This is a genomic window from Pandoraea pneumonica (assembly GCF_049918595.1).
GTDB classification, from domain to species: domain Bacteria; phylum Pseudomonadota; class Gammaproteobacteria; order Burkholderiales; family Burkholderiaceae; genus Pandoraea; species Pandoraea pneumonica_A.
Genome location: NZ_JBNCRZ010000002.1, coordinates 1,026,471 through 1,045,054 on the forward strand (window position 1 = coordinate 1,026,471; position 18,584 = coordinate 1,045,054).

Consider the following 18,584-nt stretch of genomic DNA (forward strand, 5'->3'; position numbering starts at 1 on the left):
CGTCCCGACCTCGCAGGAGGTCAAAAAATGTTTGGAAAATCACTTCCCCAGGTGCGTCGCCTGTCTCTGTGCGCGGCGCTCGTCACCGTATCGCTCACCGGTTGTGCCGGTATTCAGACGAGCAATACTGCGTCATCCGCTAACGCAAGCGTCACCTCCGAAGCACAGCAAGCCCCCTCCGCACGTACGCTTCAGGTGGCTGCCATTCTCGGGCAGCAACGCGATCTGGAACTCAAACGGTTGTCGCCCTGAGTACGATTAGACGGTATGGCCTGATGTTGCAGCCTGCGAGTTATCGGCAATAGCTGACGTCGCGTCTTCCGTCTTCCGAACGTATTGCACGACGCCTTGTGCGCTGCATCGACGCTCGACCCATCCCCGGTAGAAGAGATATTGGAGATGCGACGCGGCCTCGCCCAGCGCGAGGACCAGATCGTCGCCTTCGAGCTTGCGCGCGAAGAGTATCGGCATGGCATCGACGGCCGTGAGCGGGGCATCGCACGCGTTAAGTAGCCGAAGATTTCGCTCGTCGAGTTTCTCGCGCAGCACTTGACGCCGCTCCGGCAGCCCACGGAACGCTTCGCCATGTGCGGGCAGCACCAGCGTGTCGGCCGGTAGATCGGTGAGCCCATCCAACGCGTCGATGTAATCCTGAATAGGGTTGGCGTCCGGCGTGTGCATGGTGACGCTCAAATTCGGTGAAATCGCGGGCAACACCATGTCGCCCGAGATCAGCACGCCTAACGCGGCGCAATGCAGCATCGCGTGGTCGGGTGAGTGTCCACGGCCGACCAATACGTCCCATGTGTTTTCACCGATCTGCATTGTTTGCCCGTGACGCAGCTCACGCGTGCGTTCAGGTAGCGCGCAGCGATGCGCTCGGAACGAGGCGCACCGTTCGACTAAATGGGCATGCAACTGACCCGTGGCGCCATTGGTGCGGTAGAACGCCTGCGCGACGCGATCCGCGTCGGCTTCGCTCATCGCGTGGGGACGCTGTGCCTCCTCCAACTCGCCCTGTGTGATGTCGACCGGTACGTCGAAGGTCTGCGCGAGCCATGCTGCCTGCCCCAAATGGTCGGGATGGCAGTGGGTCACGATGATGCGGGTAATGGGGCGTTTCAACATGCCGTCCGTCATCAAGCGCTGCCAGACCTCGCGCGTCTCTGGTGTGGCCATACCCGTATCGACGAGCGTCCAGCCTTCACCGTCTTCGATCAACCACACGTTGATGTGATCGAGCGCAAACGGCAGCGGCATGCGCAACCAATAGATGCCAGGCACGACAGCAACCGGTTGCGAGAAAGGGGGCGCGGGCAGGCAGCGCAGTCTGGGATCGGGTAACGGCATTGAACGTGGCGGCCTTTCTCGGAGGGAATGGGACAGTCAGCTATGAACGTACCGTGCCGTGCACGATGGGGCATCGTCCGCTTGGACGATGCTGCTTACCACCGCGCCTCGCATTCTCGACGAACATTCATCGAGGAGGCGCGTGAAATGCAGGGAACTCATGACTTGCAGGGGAAGGCCATTGTCGTGACCGGGGCAGGTAGCGGCATCGGCGAGGCTTACGCGAAATACATCGCATTAGCGGGCGGGCGCGTCATCGTCAACGATATCGACGCTGCGATGGCCGACCGGGTGGCGTCGGCGATTCGATCGACGGGTGGTCAGGCGGAAGCGGTTGCCGCCGACATTTCCGATTGGCACGAAGCCGAGAGACTCATCGACACCTGCGAGCAGACGTTCGAGCGCATCGACGGACTGGTGAACAATGCGGGTGTCTTTCACATGGCGTTGCCGGAGGAGCAAGACGAAGCAGCGCTGCGACGCTTGGTCGAGGTCAACGTGTTGGGCACGGCGTTCTGTGGCACGCATGCGATCCGGCGCATGGTGGCGCGCGGCAGTGGCGCGATCGTCAATGTGACGTCGGGGGCACAGACCGGTATTACCCGGCTGTCGGCTTACGGGGCAAGCAAGGGGGCCGTAGCCTCGTTGACGTATGGCTGGGCCGTCGATCTTGCGGGAAAGGGCGTTCGGGTCAACGCCATCTCGCCGATGGGGAAATCAGGCATGTCGGCGCGCGTGCAAGCTTATTTCGCGACGCGGGAGGAAGCGGCTTGGCCTGAATTGGCCATTCCCGCCGAGAACAATGCGCCTGTCGTCGTGTATCTGCTCTCGGATGCCGCCGCGCAAGTGAACGGGCAAATCGTGCGTATCGACGGGACGCAGCTCTCGCTGATGTCGCATCCGGCCGTCATGGCACCGGTGCATGAGTGCGATGCGTGGACCGTCGAAGGGGTGAGGGCCGCGTTCGATAACAGCCTTGCACTGCAACAAGCCCCGCTAGGGGTTGTGGTGGTTTGATGGCACAAGGCGGGCGATAAGCCCGCCTTACGTGCCGCCGTTACAACTGACGCGCCAGCTCCGGCACTTCCGTGAACAGGTCACCGACCAATCCGTAATCGGCGACCGAAAAGATAGGCGCGTCGGGGTCTTTGTTGATCGCGACAATGACCTTGGCGTCTTTCATGCCCGCCAAGTGTTGAATCGCCCCTGAAATGCCCACCGCCACGTATACCTCCGGCGCCACGATCTTGCCGGTCTGGCCGACCTGATAGTCGTTGGGCACATAACCGGCATCGACCGCCGCTCGGGACGCGCCGAGTGCCGCGCCGAGTTTGTCGGCAAGTGGCGCCAGCACGTTCCGGTAGTTTTCTCCCGAGCCCAAACCCCGTCCGCCGGACACGATGATCTTGGCGGAGGTCAACTCCGGACGGTCCAGTTTCGTCACTTCGCGACCCACGAAACACGCGAGCGAAGAATCCGGAACCGCCGGAATTGATTCGATGGACGCACTGCCGCCGGTGGCGGAGGCGGCGTCGAACGCGGTGGCGCGCGTTGTCATGACCTTGATGCCATCGGTGCTACGCACCGTTGCGATGACGTTGCCTGCATAGATCGGCCGCTCGAACACATCACGGTCGGTCGCAGTTGTGTCGACTTTCGTGATTTCCGAGATCTGCGCGACGTCGAGCAACGCGGCTACGCGCGGGGCGACGTTCTTGCCGTACGCCGTGGCGGGCGCGAGGATGTGCGAGTAGTTGCCTGCGATCGACACCACCTCGTCGGCGATGTTCTCTGCCAGACCATCGGCGAAGTACGGTGCGTCAGCAAGCAGCACCTTCTTCACGCCAGCGATCTGCGCGGCGGCGTCGGCAGCGGCCTTGGCATTGCTGCCAGCGACCAGCACGTGCACGTCGTCACCGCATTGCAGGGCTGCCGTGACCGTGTTGAGGGTCGCGGCCTTGATCGATTGATTGTCGTGTTCAGCCACGACCAAAACTTTTCCCAGATTGCTCATATCTCGTCGTCTCCTTACAGGACCTTCGCTTCGGTCTTCAGTTTGTCGACGAGCGTTGCCACGTCCGCCACCTTCACCCCTGCGCTGCGCTTGGGCGGCTCGGCCACCTTCAGCGTCTTCAGACGCGGTGCCACATCCACGCCCAGATCGGCAGGCTTCACCGTCTCGAGCGGCTTCTTCTTCGCCTTCATGATGTTGGGCAGCGTCACGTAACGCGGCTCATTCAAGCGCAAGTCCGTCGTGATGACAGCCGGCAGCGACAGCGAGATCGTTTCCAGACCGCCGTCGACTTCGCGCGTGACTTGTGCGCGGTTATCGGCCACGGTCACTTTCGAAGCGAACGTCGCTTGCGGCAGCTTCGCGAGGGCGGCGAGCATCTGACCCGTTTGGTTCGAGTCGTCGTCGATGGCTTGCTTGCCCAGGATCACCAGTTGCGGTTGTTCCTTGTCGACGATGGCCTTGAGCAACTTGGCCACAGCCAGCGGTTGCAGTTCTTCGTCCGATTCGATCAGGATCGCGCGATCCGCACCGATGGCCAGCGCCGTGCGCAGCGTTTCTTGCGATTGCGCCACACCTGCCGAGACCGCAATCACTTCCGTCGCCACGCCCGCTTCCTTCAGACGCACCGCGGCTTCCACCGCGATTTCGTCGAACGGATTCATCGCCATCTTCACGTTCGCGATATCGACGCCACTGCCGTCGCTCTTCACACTCACTTTGATATTCGCGTCCACGACGCGTTTGACTGCTACAAGGATTGCGCTCATCTCCGCTCCTCAAATGATCGGGCTCGCCGTGGCCACCGGTATCGCGCGGCCACGGACGTTACAGCAATGAGGGAGATTTTAGGGAGCGCAAGCGCGAACGCATCCTGCATTCAGACTAGGCTTCGCGTTGCACGAAGCTGGAAACGATCACTGAAGGGCGATGCCGCTCTCGGTCTGCGCGCGAGCCGCCGCTGCGGCCAGTCGTTGGGCGTCGCCGCCATGAATGCGCAATAACGCATCGCCAGCGCTCACCGCCTGGCCGACGGTGCAACGCAGATCAACGCCAGCGCTCATATCGAACGGCGCGCCCGCATCGCGGGCAATGCCGGAGATTTCCCAGCCATCGATCGTACTCACCACGCCGTCGGATTTCGCCACGATATCGATAAAGGCGGAGGAGGGCGTCGCAAAACGTTTGCGGCCCTGTGCATCGACAATCCGCTCGAATGCGCGTCGTGCCTCGCCACTGGCGAGTATTTGTTCTGCAATGGTGCGCGCCTTCACGAGATCGCCGCCAAGCGCTGGGTCCCACGACAGGATTCTTGCGGCAAACGTCAGCGCCTTATTGCGCAAGTCGCTAGGCGCTGCCGCATCGTTGTCGAGCACCTGAAGCACATCGCGCAGTTCCAGTGCCGGGCCGATGCCGCGTCCGATCGGCGCGCGGCCGTCGGTGGCGAACGCCTGCACGGTCATACCTAACGCGGCACCCACACGTTCGAACAACGCCCCGAGCTTTCGCGCTTCGGGTTCATTGGCCATTTTGGCCTGCGGCCCCCACGGGAGATCCACCACGACGTGCGTCGCACCCGCGCAGAATTTCTTCGAAAGGATGGATGCTACCGACCAGCGGCGCGTATCGAGCCGCAGCGGGCGCACCATGGCGTTAGTCACATCGTCCACGCGCGAATGATTGAGCCGCCCATTCCAGACGATGCACCCCCCGGCCTGTTCGACAGCAGCTCGCACTTCTGTCGCATCGAGATCCACTCGTGCGGCAGCTTCCATCGCATCCGCGGTGCCTGCGGCCGACGTAATCGCACGCGACGATGTCTTCGGCATGCACAACCCGTAAGCGACCACGAGTGGCACGACGATAAGCGTAATTCGGCTACCGGGCACACCACCCATCGAATGTTTGTCGACCACCATCGACCGTCCCCAATCGATACGCGGCATCAGGCGCGCGCGTGCTCGGGTGAGGGCGACGATCTCGTCGTCGTCAATGTGTTCGATGAGCGATTGGAGCAACGCTTCGCCCTCGTCCGGCGCGAAGCGATCATGCATGAGGTCATCGAGCAGTTGCGCCCATGAGGCTTCATCGAGCGTCGCGCCGGAGCGCTTGGCCTCAATCAACTCGCCACTTTTGGGCGGCGCAGCGCACGCTTGCAGGCATGCGATGAAACGCGCAATGCCGACGTCGCTCGTGCTGTCGTTCGACACACGCACCAGCGGAATACCTGTGGGATAGGCCGTGACGGTGCGGGCAAGCCGCGCCGCGATTTGTTCGGGCGTTTCGCGCCCGCGTCCGGCAATGCGGGCGGCGAGGACTTCCGCCGGGGCACTGACCTCCACGATGACCAACCGTGGCACGCGCCCAATAAGCTTGGGCAGAATCGCCCGCGATCCGTTGGCGACGACATGGCGTCCTTGGGCGAGAACATCGCGCAGGCTGGCGTCGAGCCCGTAATGCAGCCCGTGCGCCTGCCATGTCACCAGAAACGCACCTGCGGCCTCACGTTCGGCGAACTCGGCCTCGGTCACGCCGATGTGCGCTTCCCCTGGGGCCCCATTGGGGCGTGTGATCGTGCGTGTTGCAAAAACGTAATGATCGCGATGATCGCTCTCGGCAAGATGCGCTCGCGCACCGTCGATCAGCGTGTCTTTGCCGGCCCCGCTGGGGCCGACCACGAAGAAGAAAATGCCGGAGCGCGTCATCGTCGAGGTACCGGAGATCAGGCGTCGTCCAAACCGATGTCGACGGCAGGCGCCGACTGCATGATTTTGCTCGTCGAGATGTAGTCGACGCCGGTTTCAGCAATCGGTCGAATCGTCTCGAGACGAATGCCGCCTGACGCTTCGACCTTGCACTTGCCGCCGATCATCGAAACCGCTTTCTTCATGTCGTCGACCGACATGTTGTCGAGCATGATGACATCGACATCGGTCTCGAGCGCCTCAGCCACCTGATCGAGGCGATCGCACTCGACTTCCACTTTGGTAAGCACAGGCACAAGCTTGCGTGCACGTGAGACGGCGGCTTTGATGCTACCGGCAACCGCGATGTGGTTGTCTTTGATCATCACGCCGTTGTCCAAGCCGAGACGGTGATTCAGCCCGCCACCGCAGCTCACCGCATGCTTTTCCAGCATGCGCAGGCCCGGCGTGGTCTTGCGGCTGTCGAGCAGACGTGCGCGAGTGCCTTCAATGGCTGCGACATAGCGCGCAGTCTCGTTGGCGATGCCGCTCATGCGCTGCACGATGTTCAGGGCGGTGCGCTCGGCCGTCAGAATGCTGCGGGCGTTGCCAGAGACGTGCAACAGGATGGCCCCCTTCGGTGCGTGGTCTCCGTCACGCACTTTCACGTCGACTTTGAGGGTCGGGTCGTAACGTTGGAAAATGCGCGCAGCCACCTCGATACCGGCAACGATCACCGGTTCGCGAGCATTCATCACAAAAGCGCCGGTGGCAGACTCGTCGATCATCGTCTGCGCCGTGAGGTCGCAGTAGCCGATGTCTTCGGTGAGCCAAAGGTCGATCAAGCGGTCAACAGCAAAGCGGTCGTACATGGCGGTTCCTCAGTCGTGACTCGGAAGGGTTGATTCGTAGCGTACACACTTAATATTTGCGCTTCAAGGAAAACAATTCCTTTGATCGATAGAGGAAAACCCTAGGACTATGGTTTCATGCTCCTTTCCCGCCTTGATGGCACTAGACGCCGCGAAATTGAGCGCGTTTTCCGGGCTGTTTTGTCACTTATTTTTCTAGCGCATACGCTTTTTATTCGTGCTATACATCCGTCAGTGCCGAGCGCACACGCCCGAATTTTCGCCGGGCGGACGATCGACCCAGACACTCATGCCACCGGGAATCGCCATGTCCTACATCTCTACGCCCGACCTGGCCACGCAAGCGGCCGCGTCGACCACCGAGACCGATGCGCTCTACCGCAAGGTTACGGTTCGCCTAATCACGTTTTTCTGTTTGTGTTATTTCGCGGCTTATCTCGACCGGATCAACGTCGGGTTGGCCAAGTTGCAGATGCTTAACGCACTGCAATTCAGCGACACCGTCTACGGGCTCGGCGCGGGCCTGTTTTTTGCCGGTTATATCCTCTTCGAAGTGCCTAGCAACCTGATCTTGCAGAAGGTCGGGGCTAAGCTTTGGATCGCGCGCATCATGATTACGTGGGGTTTGATTTCGGGCGCCACCGCGTTCGTGTCCACGCCCACGCAGTTCTACGTGTTGCGCTTTCTGCTTGGTGTGGCCGAAGCGGGTTTCCTGCCGGGTGTGTTGCTGTACCTGACGCGCTGGTATCCCGATGAGCGCCGTGCGCGCATCATCGCGTTGTTCATGGTGGGGTTGCCGCTCTCGAGCATGATCGGCAGTCCGTTGTCGGGCTGGATCATGCAAATGTTCGATGGTGCGCATGGCTTCGGCGGCTGGCAATGGCTGTTCGTGATCGAAGCGATTCCGTCGGTGGTGCTCGGCGTTGCAATCTTTATGTATTTGCCGAACGACATTGCATCGACGCGCTGGCTCACCGAGCGAGAGAAGGCGGTCCTGCTGGCAAATCTCGACAAGGATTCCGGCGTGAAAAAACGCCATAACCTGGGCGCCGCGTTCACCGACTTGAAGGTGTGGGTGTTGGGGCTGGTCGATCTGTGTGTACTGCTGGGCCTGTATGGCGTGAGCTTCTGGCTGCCGACGATCTTGAAAGACACCGGCGTGCGCGACCCGTACACGATTGGCTGGTTGATGGCCATTCCGAATGCGCTGGCCGTTGTTGGCGTGCTTGTCTGGGGTGCGCGCTCGGACCGGCTGCGCGAGCGTCGTTGGCACATCGTGCTGCCGTTTCTGCTCTCGGCCGTGGCCATGTTCGTCTTCGCGGGCGGCACGCATGGCACCGCGATGACGGTGGTGTTGTTCTCGCTGATCAATCTGGGCGCCGCCGCCGCGATGCCGGTTGTGTGGGCATTGCCGTCGACGTTCCTCAAGGGTTCAGCGGCTGCGGCGGGCATTGCATTCGCCTGCTCGCTGGCGAATCTCGGCGGCTTTTTCAGCACGTACTTCATCGGCTGGTTGCGCGACACGTTCCATTCGCAATCGGCGGGTATCTACGGCTTTGGCGTGTGCATGCTGATCGGTTGTGCACTCGCGCTTTCGTACCCGAAGCATGTGGTGAATCGCTGATGGAAGTGCGGGCGCCGGAAGGCGTCCGAGTTGAACGGGAGACGAGAAAGCCGGCGAGACGCCGGCTTTCTCTATGGTGTGGTGGGGGCGGGAGCGACCGGTCTAAGCAGGTTGAATTCGCGAACGTCAGAACTCAATATAACAACGTGATTTCTCAGGATATCCATGCCAATCTTGCCGAGCGTTGTTGATCCTCCCTCTTGGACTGCAGCTTGTTCCGCCGCGAGAACGTTTGGGTGGTCAATGCCGTTAAGCGTGAAGCTGACCCGCCTCATATAAGTCTTGTTGGTCAGTACGTTTCCCCAGACGTCTGCGGTACGTGTGATCGCGGGTATCCTCGGGAGCTCCGAAACTAACGTCCGGAGAAGGCTGCTTCGATCCGCTCCCGAATCCACCGCGACAGGAATCTTCGCGCCGAAAAAACCGAGCGTTGCCGCCATCACATGGTGAGGGTTGGGTATGGCACGTCCTTTAGCGAGCCGATAGTTTGGTATTACGTCAATTTCAAATGCCGGGCTGATAAAGAAGCAATCTCGGTCGAAATCAAGTACGGCAAATGATCGGTCACTACCTGAGATTTCAAAGGCAGTGAATTGTGGGCTAAAAATGCCTGACAGACCGTCGTCAGCGAGGATTGACTGAGGAATCCGTTGAAACACTGATTCGAAGGAGTCGCGACGGCTATCGCTGATGCGATGAACTTCCTGCGTGGCCTGTGCTTGTGCAACCTCGGTCTGAATGATCGTGTTCTGGCCGGAGATCGCACCTGCGCCGAGGGAGGCGTCCCAGAGCACGTTGAGGTTGGTGCCGGTATCCAGAAGGAATCGACGAGGCTGGCCGTCAATTTCCAGCGTAATGAACGGCGTGGCTTTGGTTGCCGCGTTCAGGTAGCCGATTTTGGATTCAAGCAACACCTTGACGGAAGGCCATGGTGAAGCACAAGACGCGGGGCTCGCTGCTGCTGCAAAAGCGGGGAGCAGGCAGGTTGTTGCCAGTAGACAGGTGCAATGCCATTTCGACAGCGGTGAGTGTCGATAATCAGATCGTTGTTCGCTCGCGAGAGGTTCGTTCAACGGAATTCCCCAGAAATACGCCGCATTTGCGCAGGCGATAAATGTTGGGGAATGAGCCTATCGAGAAACGAGTCATGCGTCGTTGGGCGACTTCCGAGTTTCAGGTTGAGCCAACAGAGGCTCAACCCGCCAGTGCCTTCCCAGCCTGCACGTCCATCAGCGACATCACGGGTAGCCGATGCCGGCGCGCCGTCAGCTCTGCCGCAATCGACACGGCAATTTCGGGTGGCGTGCGCCCGCCCAGATGCAGTCCGACCGGACCACGCAGACGCGCCAACGCAGCTTCGGTGACGCCAAACAGCCGCAGCCGCTCGCGGCGCTTGTCGTTGTTCACGCGCGAGCCAATCGCGCCGACGTAAAACGCCGGAGACATCAGTGCTTCCATCAACGCCAGATCGTCGAGCTTTGGGTCGTGGGTGAGCGCCACCACGGCCATTCGGGCGTCGGGGCGCATACCGATGACCGTATCGTCGGGCATCGTGCGTACCAGCGTCACGCCTGGCATCTGCCATCCCTCGCGGTACTCCTCGCGTGGATCGCACACGGTGACCGCGTAATCGAGTGTCAGCGCAATGTTCGCAACATACTGCGTGAGTTGCCCGGCGCCGATCAGCAGCAACCGCCACGTCGGCCCATGAGAGGTGACGAGACGCTCGCCATCGAACGTACAAGCATCACCGTCGAGATGCTCGGCCAGCGGGGCTAGCGCGACGGCACCCGTCGCCATGTCCAGCGTTCGCCGCATCGCGCGGCCATTGCACATGGCTTCGATCAGTCCCGGCAATGCACTCGCGCTCGACAACGTCTCACGTACCAGCCGCATCGTGCCGCCGCACGGCAGGCCGAAACGATGGGCCTCGTCGGCACTCACGCCGTATTCGACCAATTCAGGGCGTAGGCCGGGCGGGCCATCGCGCTGCATGCGATCGATCAGATCGTCTTCGATGCACCCACCGGAGACTGACCCGACCAGTCGTCCGTCGTCACGAATTGCGAGCATGGCGCCGGGCGGACGCGGCGATGATCCCCACGTCGTGACCACCGTATACAGCTGCACGCCACGCCCCTGCGAGAGCCAGCGTGAGGCAGTTTCAAGGACTTCGTGATCGACGCTGTGCATGGGCGGGGGCTCCCTGTGCAACCAGTAAGTAATCAGTGGGGATGAGCGACCCGGGCACGCGCAGCCGCGGTATCAAGGTCCCGCCATGCAGGCTGATCCGGCGCGTAACGCGCGCGGATGTACGAAGCGAGTTCCGCGATCTGACGATCGTCGAACGCGTCGCGAAATCCCGGCATGTAGCCCAGTGCTTCGGTGGCGGGCTGGTCGATGCCGTTCATCAGCACATGCATGAGGTTATCCGGCGTCGCCTGACTAACACTTGTGTTCAAGCCCATCAGCGGGCGAACACCGAAGTGTCCGACACCACCCGATTCGGTGTGACAGACCGCGCAGGCCGCCTCGAAGGTGCGTCGCCCATTTTCCAGCCCGAGCGTGGTGGCGATATCGACACCAGCGGCACGATGGCGTGCGAGGTCAGCGACTTGTGCGGTATCCGGCTGCGGGGAAAGCGATGCAATGTAATGCGCGATGGCGCGTACATCCGTTTCCGGCAGCGCGGCGAGGCCCGCTACGACGGGTGCCATGGGGCCAGCGGCAACACCATGCTCTGGCGAAAAGCCAGTGCGTAGATAGTCGAAAAGGGCACCTTCGGTCCAAGGCACCGGGGAATCGGGCGATGCCACCAGCGGCGGTGCACGCCAGCCTTCCGCTTCGCCCCCGCGCAAGTACAACTTGGTGCGCTCAGCACCGAGCATGTTTCGCGGCGTGTGGCACGCGCCGCAATGACCCGCGCCGTCAACCAGATAGCGCCCACGATTCCACAGTGTCGATTGCGCGGGATCGGGACGATATTCCGTCGTGTCGTGATACAGCCAGTTCCAACCTGCCACCAGACGCCGCTGATTGAGCGGGAAGGGCAGTTCGGTTTTCGGCGGCGTGTTGGCCACGGCCGGTTGCGTCATCAAATAGGCGTACAGCGCTAGCATGTCCGGCTCGCTCATCTTCGAGAACGATGTGTACGGAAATGCGGGGTACAGATGCGAGCCATCGCGCGAAATGCCCTCACGCATGGCACGCGCAAACGCCGCGTATGACCAGCGGCCGATACCCGTCTCGGCATCCGGTGTGAGATTGGTCGAGTAGACGGTGCCGAACGGGGTCTCCAGTGCAAGGCCACCCGCATTGGTCGCCCCGCCTGCGGCCGTGTGGCAAACGGCGCAGTCGCCAGCCAGTGCAATCTGACGGCCGCGTTCCAGCGTTGCGGTGGACCACAGGGAATTGTCCGGTGCCGTGATGGGCGCGATTTCCGCCGCGCCGGGCAGCATGGCACAAGCCAGTCCAATCAATCCACCCACCACACCGCCAATGCCACCGCCCGCCAACCAACGTCGCCACCGCGCAGGGCGCCGCTGCTCGGCGGGTGCCTCGGCTGCTGCTACACGCGGATCGCGCAGGGCGGCACGCAAACTTGCCGGATCAAAAGGCGGCCGACGCAGGCGCACGCCAGTCGCATCGAATAATGCATTCGCAATCGCGGCGGCAGCGGGTGCTGCGGACCGCGCCAAACGCTCGGCATCGGCGCGCGACAACTGATCGGGTGCGTCGGCACCATCGGGCGCTGCCGCCGCCTGCGTCAAAGCACGTCGCAATGTGAGTGCCATCGCCGCTTGGTCAGCGTCCGCGGCACCGGTTTCGTCGTGCGTCGCCTCGGCATTCCATGCCATGCCGAGCGCACGCTGCATCGCGTCGGTGATCTGCCATGCCGGCAGGCCAGCCACATGTGGCGCCCCGTCGGGTTCGCCGGTGGCCTGACCCGCAACAACGCGCCGAATGGCGATCTCGCCGGTCTGCGCATTAACGTCGAGATCGACGACCCACGCCGACCACGTGTCGGGCGAATCGCCTGCGGTAGCGTTCGACGCCTCGCCGTCGAAGGCGAAGCCTCGGCCGCGTTGCCAGCCGTCCGGTGCACTCACGGCATCGGGGCGCTCGGGCAGCCCCCAAGCGGCGCGCTGCGCCACCATGCGAATGACTTCGCGCGCGCCAGTGTCGCGCTCAGGGTCAAGGTGGTAGAGACGGTATCCGACGGGGTCTTGCGCAGCTTCAGCGGCGACTTCGTCCATGAACGATTCGCGCGCAAACGTATGCGCTTGCGACGGAATGCGATGCCCCGCGTCGCTCACCTGCACGGCGCTAACGTCGAATCGATATAGCGAAGGCGGCAGCGTTGCGGGATCTTGCGGGCGCGGAGCAACTAGCGCGGCGTCATCCCCGGTGGCGGCATCGCTGCGCACATCTGCGCGGTAGCGCCAGGTGCGCAATCTGCCGTCAGGATGCGTTTGCGCCGTGATTTCGAGGCGCGCATTCGCCTCGCCATCGCGCGTCGGCCAGCCATAGTCGGCATGCGAGCCGCCTTCTACGGCGGGGACGTCAACGAGCCGCGTCATGTTGCAGATATTGCGCCGCGCGATGCACGGCTTTGACGATTTCGTAGTGCGTGCCACAACGGCACAGGTTGAAGCGCAGCGCGTCGTATATCGCCGCGTCGTCGGGCGTGGGGTTGCGTTCGAGCAAGGCCTTGGTACTCATGATCATGCCGTTCAGACAGTAGCCGCATTGGGCTGCCTGCTCATCGATGAACGCGCGCTGAATAGGGTGAAGATCGTCGAGGCTGCCAAGCCCCTCCAGCGTGGTGACTTCGCGCTCGCGCGCCACACTCGCGGGCACCACACACGAGCGTGTCGGCTGCCCGTCGACCAGTACCGTGCAAGCGCCGCATTGGCCCAGCCCGCAGCCGTACTTGGGGCCATTGAGGGCGAGATCGTTGCGCAGCACATAGAGCAACGGCGTGTCGGGGGCGGCGTCGGGCACGGTGTGCCGCGCGCCGTTCACGCACAGCGTGAGGGGCCCCGCAACGGTATTCGATACAACCATGGGCAGGCTCGCAGAAGAAGAATCGGGGTGGCGCCACCCGTGCTGGATGCGCCACCCCGCAGGTTCATGCAAGTCCCATGCCCGCCACTCAGGCAGCAGCCGTCAACGGCGGCGCGACCTTGTGCGATGCGGCGGGCACGAGCGGAATCTCGAACACATCGTAGCCGAATACCCATGCCGGGTCCTCATTGGTGCGCAGCCACGTATTGTTGTGGGACACCCGCTGCACCTCGGAAGCGCGCTCGGCGCGGTTCGACTCGTACAGCGCGAAGGCATTGCCGTATTCGGTCACGCCAACTTCATTCAGGCAGCGCGTGAGCATGGCGGCATCTTCAATGGCCATCGCGGCACCCTGCGCCATATGCGGCTTCATCGGGTGGCACGCGTCGCCCAGCAGCACCAGACGGCCACGGCTCCACAGCGGCAGCGGGTCGCGTTCGAGCAGCGGCCACTTGGTGATCGTCGGCGAAACTTCGATCAGGTGCTGCACATCGCTGTGATAGCCCGCAAAGGCTTCGAGCATCTCTTCGCGGCTGCTCGGCAGCATCGAGACGCCTTCGGGCCATTCCTTCTGCGGCACACCGGTCACGTAGTAATACTCGTCCTTCTTCTCGGTCACGTAATAGACCATCATGTGCCGATCTTCCGACCACCACTTCACGCACATGTCGTAAGGCTTGTTGCCCAGTAGCGATGCCGGGAATACCGCGCGGTGTGCGACATAGCCGGTGTAGCGGGGCGGTTCTGCCCCCAGCAGATGCTCGCGAATCTTCGAATTGACGCCGTCAGCACCGATCACGATGTCGGCCGTCTCGACCGTGCCGTCGGTAAATGTCAGACGCACTTCGTTACCCACGTCTTCCACCGATTGCAGGCACTTGCCGAAACGAATGGTGCCCGGTGCCACGGCTTGCGTCATCAGCGCATGAAAGTCGCCACGGTGCACGGTCAGATACGTCGCGCCGTAGGTCTTGAGCGCAAAGTCGCCCAGCGGAATCTGCGACAGCGCTTCGGCCGTCTTCCAGTCACGGCTGTACCAGAAGTCGGGGTGCGAGCCCATCACATTGAGTGCGTCTTCGATGCCGAGGCGACGCATGATCTTCATCACGTTCGGCCCCAGGTGGATACCCGCACCCAGACGCGAGAACGCGGGGGCTTGCTCGTACAACGCGACGTCGTAGCCGCTGCGTTCCAACAGGCCGGCAGCGGCCGTGCCGCCCAGGCCTGCGCCAATGATGGCGATGCGTGGTTTGCTCATGGAGGCTCCTGATCGTACGCCCGGCGCCATCGTGGACAGGGGAGAGGTCCGGGCTGGTTGAGTTCGGTGATTCGTAGCGTACACACGATAAATTTCGTTCGCAAGCGGAAAAATACAGTCTCAGTGTTAACCCCAAAGTTATCGAATATTTTTCCGATGGCATGCGGGTTTATGCGGAATTTCCGGCGCTCTCTGTGTTTTTGTGTTGTGTTGCGAAAATTCAATGTGTGCGCTAGAGTTTCTCGCACCCTGACCGTTTGTGGTGTGTGCACGATATTTTTGACTCGCACACCCGCCGCGTCGTCCACCCCTTCCGGAGAATGTCGTCATGAGCAAGCGTTACCGCATCGGCCAGATCGTGCCGAGTTCCAACACCACCATGGAAACTGAGATTCCCGCGATGCTGCGGCTGCGTGAGGCCATTCGGCCCGAACGATTCACGTTCCATTCGAGCCGCATGCGCATGAAGAAGGTGGTGAAGGAAGAACTGGCCGCGATGGACGCAGAGTCGGATCGCTGTGCGTTGGAATTGAGCGACGCGCGTGTTGACGTGCTCGGCTATGCCTGCCTGGTCGCGATCATGGCGATGGGCCATGGTTATCACCGCGTCTCGCAGAAACGCCTGACCGAGCAGACCATCGCGAACGACGGCGCAGCGCCGGTGCTCACCAGTGCGGGCGCGTTGGTCGATGCGCTGCGCGTGATCGGCGCGAAACGCATCGTCGTGGTGGCGCCGTACATGGTGCCGCTGACGGAACTCGTGGTCGATTACATCCGCAACGAGGGCTATGACGTGATCGCGTATCGCGCGCTGGAGATCCCGGACAACCTCGATGTCGGTCGACACGACCCGAGCCGCCTGCCGGACATCGTCAAAACGCTGCCCTACCAAGACGCCGATGCCATCGTGCTGTCGGCCTGCGTGCAAATGCCGTCGCTGCCCGCCGTCGCGCAAGTCGAAGCGATGACGGGCAAGCCGGTGATTACTGCCGCCATCGCCACCACGTACGCCATGCTGCGCGAGCTCGATCTGGAGCCGATCGTGCCGGGAGCCGGTGCGCTGTTGTCGGGCGCATATTGATGTCCCGGCATTTCTCGATCGACACTCTGCGACTCGTGAGGCCCGCGCTATGACTTCGACATTCCAGTACGGCGCCAATGTGGCTGCCAACGGCATTCGCCAGCATTACCTGCGCTACGGTGGCACCGAGGGGGCGCGTGCCACCCGCCCGGCCATCGTGCTTATCCCAGGCATTACCAGTCCGGCTATCACGTGGGGCTTCGTCGGCGAAGTGCTTGGTCGCGAGTTCGATACCTATGTGCTCGACGTACGAGGCCGCGGCCTGTCTAGCGCTTCCCCCGATCTCGACTACAGCCTCGATGCACAAGCCGACGACGTTGCGGCATTGGTCGCGGCGCTCAAGCTCGAACGTGTGACGTTGGTGGGGCATTCGATGGGGGCGCGCATCGCAGCACGCGCAGCGATGCGCGAACCGCGCGGCCTCGTGTCGGTGGTGCTGGTCGACCCGCCTGTCTCCGGCCCGGGGCGTCGCGAATACCCCGGTAAGTTGCCGTGGTATGTCGAGTCGATGGCCCTCGCACGCGCGGGCACCGATGCCGAGGGCATGCGCGCCTTCTGCCCGACATGGACCGACGCCGAGCGGGCGCTGCGCGCCGAATGGCTGCATACCTGCGATGAGCGCGCCGTACTGGCGTCCTACGAAGGCTTTCATACCGACAATTTCTACGCCGATGCGGCGCGTCTTCAAGTGCCGTCGCTGCTGATGACGGCGCAAAACGGCGACGTGGTGCGCGATGAAGACGTCGCCGAGTTGCAGCAAGCCACGCCGTCGATGTGCCACGTGCGCGTACCGAATGCCGGTCACATGATTCCGTGGGACAACGCGGCAGGTTTTTATGCGGCGTTCGGCGACTTCCTGGGGGCGCCCGTGGGTTCCCCTGCGACGGTCTGACGCCACCTGACACAGGAGCCAACTCATGGCCATCAGCGATTACCAATTGATCGAGGCGTGGAAAGCGGTGCTGACGCTCTCGAAGCTCGAGCGCGGTCAGACGGTCACGATCCTCACCAGCGCATCGACGCATCCGCAAACGTTGCAATGCGCGACGATCGCAACCCAGTCGATGGGCGCGATCGTCAATCGGCTCGATTTGCCGCCGGTCAACGGTGAAAAAGCATTCAGCCGCGATTCGCTGTCCTATCTCGGCACCACGCCGCTCACCGGCAACCGTGCAGCCATTGCGGCCCTCAAGGAAAGCGATCTGGTGCTCGACCTGATGACGCTGCTGTTCTCGCCAGAGCAGCACGACATTCTCAAAAGCGGCACGAAGATTCTTTTGGCCGTCGAGCCGCCGGAAGTGCTGGCGCGCATGGTGCCGACGCAAGCGGACAAAACGCGTGTGCTGGCGGCAGCAGCGAAACTCGGTGCCGCCCGTGAAATGCGCGTGACGTCGCCCGCCGGTACGTCGCTGGTTTGTCCGATGGGGGAATTCGGCCCGACGGCCGAGTACGGCTTCGTCGACGAGCCGGGACGCTGGGACCACTGGCCGAGCGGCTTTGCGCTGTCGTATCCGAACGATCACACGGCGCACGGCACCATCGTGATCGACCGTGGAGACATCCTGTTGCCGCAGAAGCGCTATGTGACAGAGCCGATCGTCCTGACGGTCGAGAAGGGCTACGCAACGCGCATCGAAGGCGGCGTGGACGCCGCCCTGCTGCGCGATTACATGGAGACGTTCCGCGACCCCGAAGGCTATGCCATTTCGCACATTGGCTGGGGGCTTCAGCCGCGCGCCCGCTGGTCGACGCTCGGGCTGTACGACCGCGAGGCGACCATCGGCATGGATGCTCGCGCGTTCGAAGGCAACTTCCTGTTCTCGCTCGGCCCGAACAACGAAGGCGGCGGCAGCCGCACCACGACGTGCCACATCGATATTCCGCTGCGCAACTGCACGGTGATGCTCGACGACGCCGTCATGGTGAAGGACGGTCGCGTCGTCAACGAATGAAACTTGCCTAGAGACTACTGACATGAGTGATACCTCGCAACACGCTGAAGCCCACGTCTACCAGCGGCAAGGCTTCGGTACACCGCTACCGGTGCACGGCAACATCGGCTTGCTAATCATCGACCTGGTGGTCGGTTTTGCCGATCCCAAGACGTTTGGCGGCGGCAACATTCCGCAAGCGATTGCGCGCACGGTCGACGCGCTGGCACTCGCCCGTAAGCACGGCTGGCCGGTGGCGCATAGCCGCATCGTTTATGCGGACGACGGCAGCGACGACAACGTCTTTTCGCTCAAGGTGCCGGGCATGGCAACGTTGACCGAAGACCATCCGAATAGCGCCATCGTGCCGGAGCTCACGCCCGCCCCCGGTGAGCTTGTGGTGCGCAAGGTGGTGCCGTCGGCATTCTTCGGGACACAACTCGCGCCGTGGCTGTCGCAGCGGGCTGTGCAAACGCTGCTCGTGTGCGGCGCCGTCACCAGCGGTTGTGTGCGCGCAAGCGTGGTCGACGCCATGTCGCACGGATTCCGGCCGTTGGTGCTATCGGACTGCGTGGGCGATCGGGCCATTGCGCCGCACGAGGCCAACCTGTTCGATATGCAGCAAAAGTACGCGGCGGTGATGCCGCTGGCGGATGCCATCGACGCCATCGAGCGGCGCACTCGCTGACAGCGCGGCGGGCCAAGT

Annotated in this window: 17 protein-coding genes; 7 read left to right on the top strand and 10 right to left on the bottom strand. The window is 62.4% G+C overall.

Annotated features, from left to right (window positions below; translation table 11 throughout):
- Positions 1 to 27: 27 nt before the first annotated feature.
- A complete protein-coding gene (locus ACPWR9_RS11105; protein ID WP_426296896.1) occupies positions 28 to 252 on the top strand; it encodes a hypothetical protein in 225 nt (74 codons plus the stop codon).
- Between the two features lie 6 nt (positions 253 to 258).
- On the opposite strand, the gene ACPWR9_RS11110 is transcribed toward ACPWR9_RS11105, so the two are convergent.
- The gene (locus ACPWR9_RS11110) at positions 259 to 1,284 is read right to left on the bottom strand and encodes an MBL fold metallo-hydrolase (protein ID WP_426296895.1); all 1,026 of its coding nucleotides are present in this window, start codon (positions 1,282 to 1,284) and stop codon (positions 259 to 261) included.
- Positions 1,285 to 1,497: 213 nt separating this feature from the next.
- Here ACPWR9_RS11110 and ACPWR9_RS11115 point away from each other — a divergent pair, with 213 nt between their 5' ends.
- The gene (locus ACPWR9_RS11115) at positions 1,498 to 2,367 is read left to right on the top strand and encodes an SDR family NAD(P)-dependent oxidoreductase (RefSeq protein ID WP_426296894.1); all 870 of its coding nucleotides are present in this window, start codon (positions 1,498 to 1,500) and stop codon (positions 2,365 to 2,367) included.
- A 40-nt stretch (positions 2,368 to 2,407) separates the two neighbouring features.
- Here ACPWR9_RS11115 and ACPWR9_RS11120 read toward each other — a convergent pair whose 3' ends face one another.
- The 4 genes from ACPWR9_RS11120 to nadC form a co-directional block, all read right to left on the bottom strand.
- Positions 2,408 to 3,364, bottom strand: a complete 957-nt coding sequence (locus ACPWR9_RS11120; protein ID WP_426296893.1) for an electron transfer flavoprotein subunit alpha/FixB family protein — start codon at positions 3,362 to 3,364, stop codon at positions 2,408 to 2,410.
- A 14-nt stretch (positions 3,365 to 3,378) separates the two neighbouring features.
- A complete protein-coding gene (locus ACPWR9_RS11125) occupies positions 3,379 to 4,131 on the bottom strand; it encodes an electron transfer flavoprotein subunit beta/FixA family protein (RefSeq protein ID WP_426296892.1) in 753 nt (250 codons plus the stop codon).
- 147 nt (positions 4,132 to 4,278) lie between these two features.
- Complete coding sequence (gene phnN, locus ACPWR9_RS11130; protein ID WP_426296891.1) at positions 4,279 to 6,066, bottom strand: phosphonate metabolism protein/1,5-bisphosphokinase (PRPP-forming) PhnN; 1,788 nt, start codon at positions 6,064 to 6,066, stop codon at positions 4,279 to 4,281.
- 17 nt (positions 6,067 to 6,083) lie between these two features.
- Complete coding sequence (nadC, locus tag ACPWR9_RS11135) at positions 6,084 to 6,917, bottom strand: carboxylating nicotinate-nucleotide diphosphorylase (protein WP_426296890.1); 834 nt, start codon at positions 6,915 to 6,917, stop codon at positions 6,084 to 6,086.
- 316 nt (positions 6,918 to 7,233) lie between these two features.
- Here nadC and ACPWR9_RS11140 point away from each other — a divergent pair, with 316 nt between their 5' ends.
- On the top strand, positions 7,234 to 8,541 hold the full coding sequence (locus ACPWR9_RS11140) for an MFS transporter (protein ID WP_426297953.1): 1,308 nt from the start codon (positions 7,234 to 7,236) through the stop codon (positions 8,539 to 8,541).
- A 71-nt stretch (positions 8,542 to 8,612) separates the two neighbouring features.
- On the opposite strand, the gene ACPWR9_RS11145 is transcribed toward ACPWR9_RS11140, so the two are convergent.
- The 5 genes from ACPWR9_RS11145 to ACPWR9_RS11165 form a co-directional block, all read right to left on the bottom strand.
- The gene (locus ACPWR9_RS11145) at positions 8,613 to 9,614 is read right to left on the bottom strand and encodes a hypothetical protein (protein WP_426296889.1); all 1,002 of its coding nucleotides are present in this window, start codon (positions 9,612 to 9,614) and stop codon (positions 8,613 to 8,615) included.
- 121 nt (positions 9,615 to 9,735) lie between these two features.
- Positions 9,736 to 10,734 carry an XdhC family protein gene (locus ACPWR9_RS11150; RefSeq protein WP_426296888.1) on the bottom strand — a complete coding sequence of 333 codons (999 nt, stop codon included), beginning with the start codon at positions 10,732 to 10,734 and terminating at the stop codon, positions 9,736 to 9,738.
- Positions 10,735 to 10,766: 32 nt separating this feature from the next.
- Positions 10,767 to 13,121 (bottom strand): c-type cytochrome, encoded by a 2,355-nt coding sequence (locus tag ACPWR9_RS11155; RefSeq protein WP_426296887.1) that lies wholly within the window; start codon positions 13,119 to 13,121, stop codon positions 10,767 to 10,769.
- The gene (locus tag ACPWR9_RS11160) at positions 13,105 to 13,608 is read right to left on the bottom strand and encodes a (2Fe-2S)-binding protein (RefSeq protein ID WP_426296886.1); all 504 of its coding nucleotides are present in this window, start codon (positions 13,606 to 13,608) and stop codon (positions 13,105 to 13,107) included. Before ACPWR9_RS11160 ends, ACPWR9_RS11155 begins: the two co-directional genes overlap by 17 nt.
- 88 nt (positions 13,609 to 13,696) lie before the next feature.
- Complete coding sequence (locus ACPWR9_RS11165) at positions 13,697 to 14,866, bottom strand: FAD-dependent monooxygenase (RefSeq protein ID WP_426296885.1); 1,170 nt, start codon at positions 14,864 to 14,866, stop codon at positions 13,697 to 13,699.
- Positions 14,867 to 15,194: 328 nt separating this feature from the next.
- Here ACPWR9_RS11165 and ACPWR9_RS11170 point away from each other — a divergent pair, with 328 nt between their 5' ends.
- From ACPWR9_RS11170 to ACPWR9_RS11185, 4 genes are read left to right on the top strand one after another with little or no spacing between them, the layout of a single operon-like run.
- Positions 15,195 to 15,947 (top strand): maleate cis-trans isomerase family protein, encoded by a 753-nt coding sequence (locus ACPWR9_RS11170; protein ID WP_426296884.1) that lies wholly within the window; start codon positions 15,195 to 15,197, stop codon positions 15,945 to 15,947.
- Between the two features lie 49 nt (positions 15,948 to 15,996).
- The gene (locus tag ACPWR9_RS11175; RefSeq protein ID WP_426296883.1) at positions 15,997 to 16,839 is read left to right on the top strand and encodes an alpha/beta fold hydrolase; all 843 of its coding nucleotides are present in this window, start codon (positions 15,997 to 15,999) and stop codon (positions 16,837 to 16,839) included.
- 25 nt (positions 16,840 to 16,864) lie between these two features.
- Positions 16,865 to 17,899, top strand: coding sequence for a 2,5-dihydroxypyridine 5,6-dioxygenase (locus tag ACPWR9_RS11180; RefSeq protein ID WP_426296882.1), 1,035 nt, complete (start codon positions 16,865 to 16,867; stop codon positions 17,897 to 17,899).
- A 22-nt stretch (positions 17,900 to 17,921) separates the two neighbouring features.
- On the top strand, positions 17,922 to 18,566 hold the full coding sequence (locus ACPWR9_RS11185) for an isochorismatase family protein (protein WP_426296881.1): 645 nt from the start codon (positions 17,922 to 17,924) through the stop codon (positions 18,564 to 18,566).
- The last annotated feature ends 18 nt before the right edge of the window (positions 18,567 to 18,584 follow it).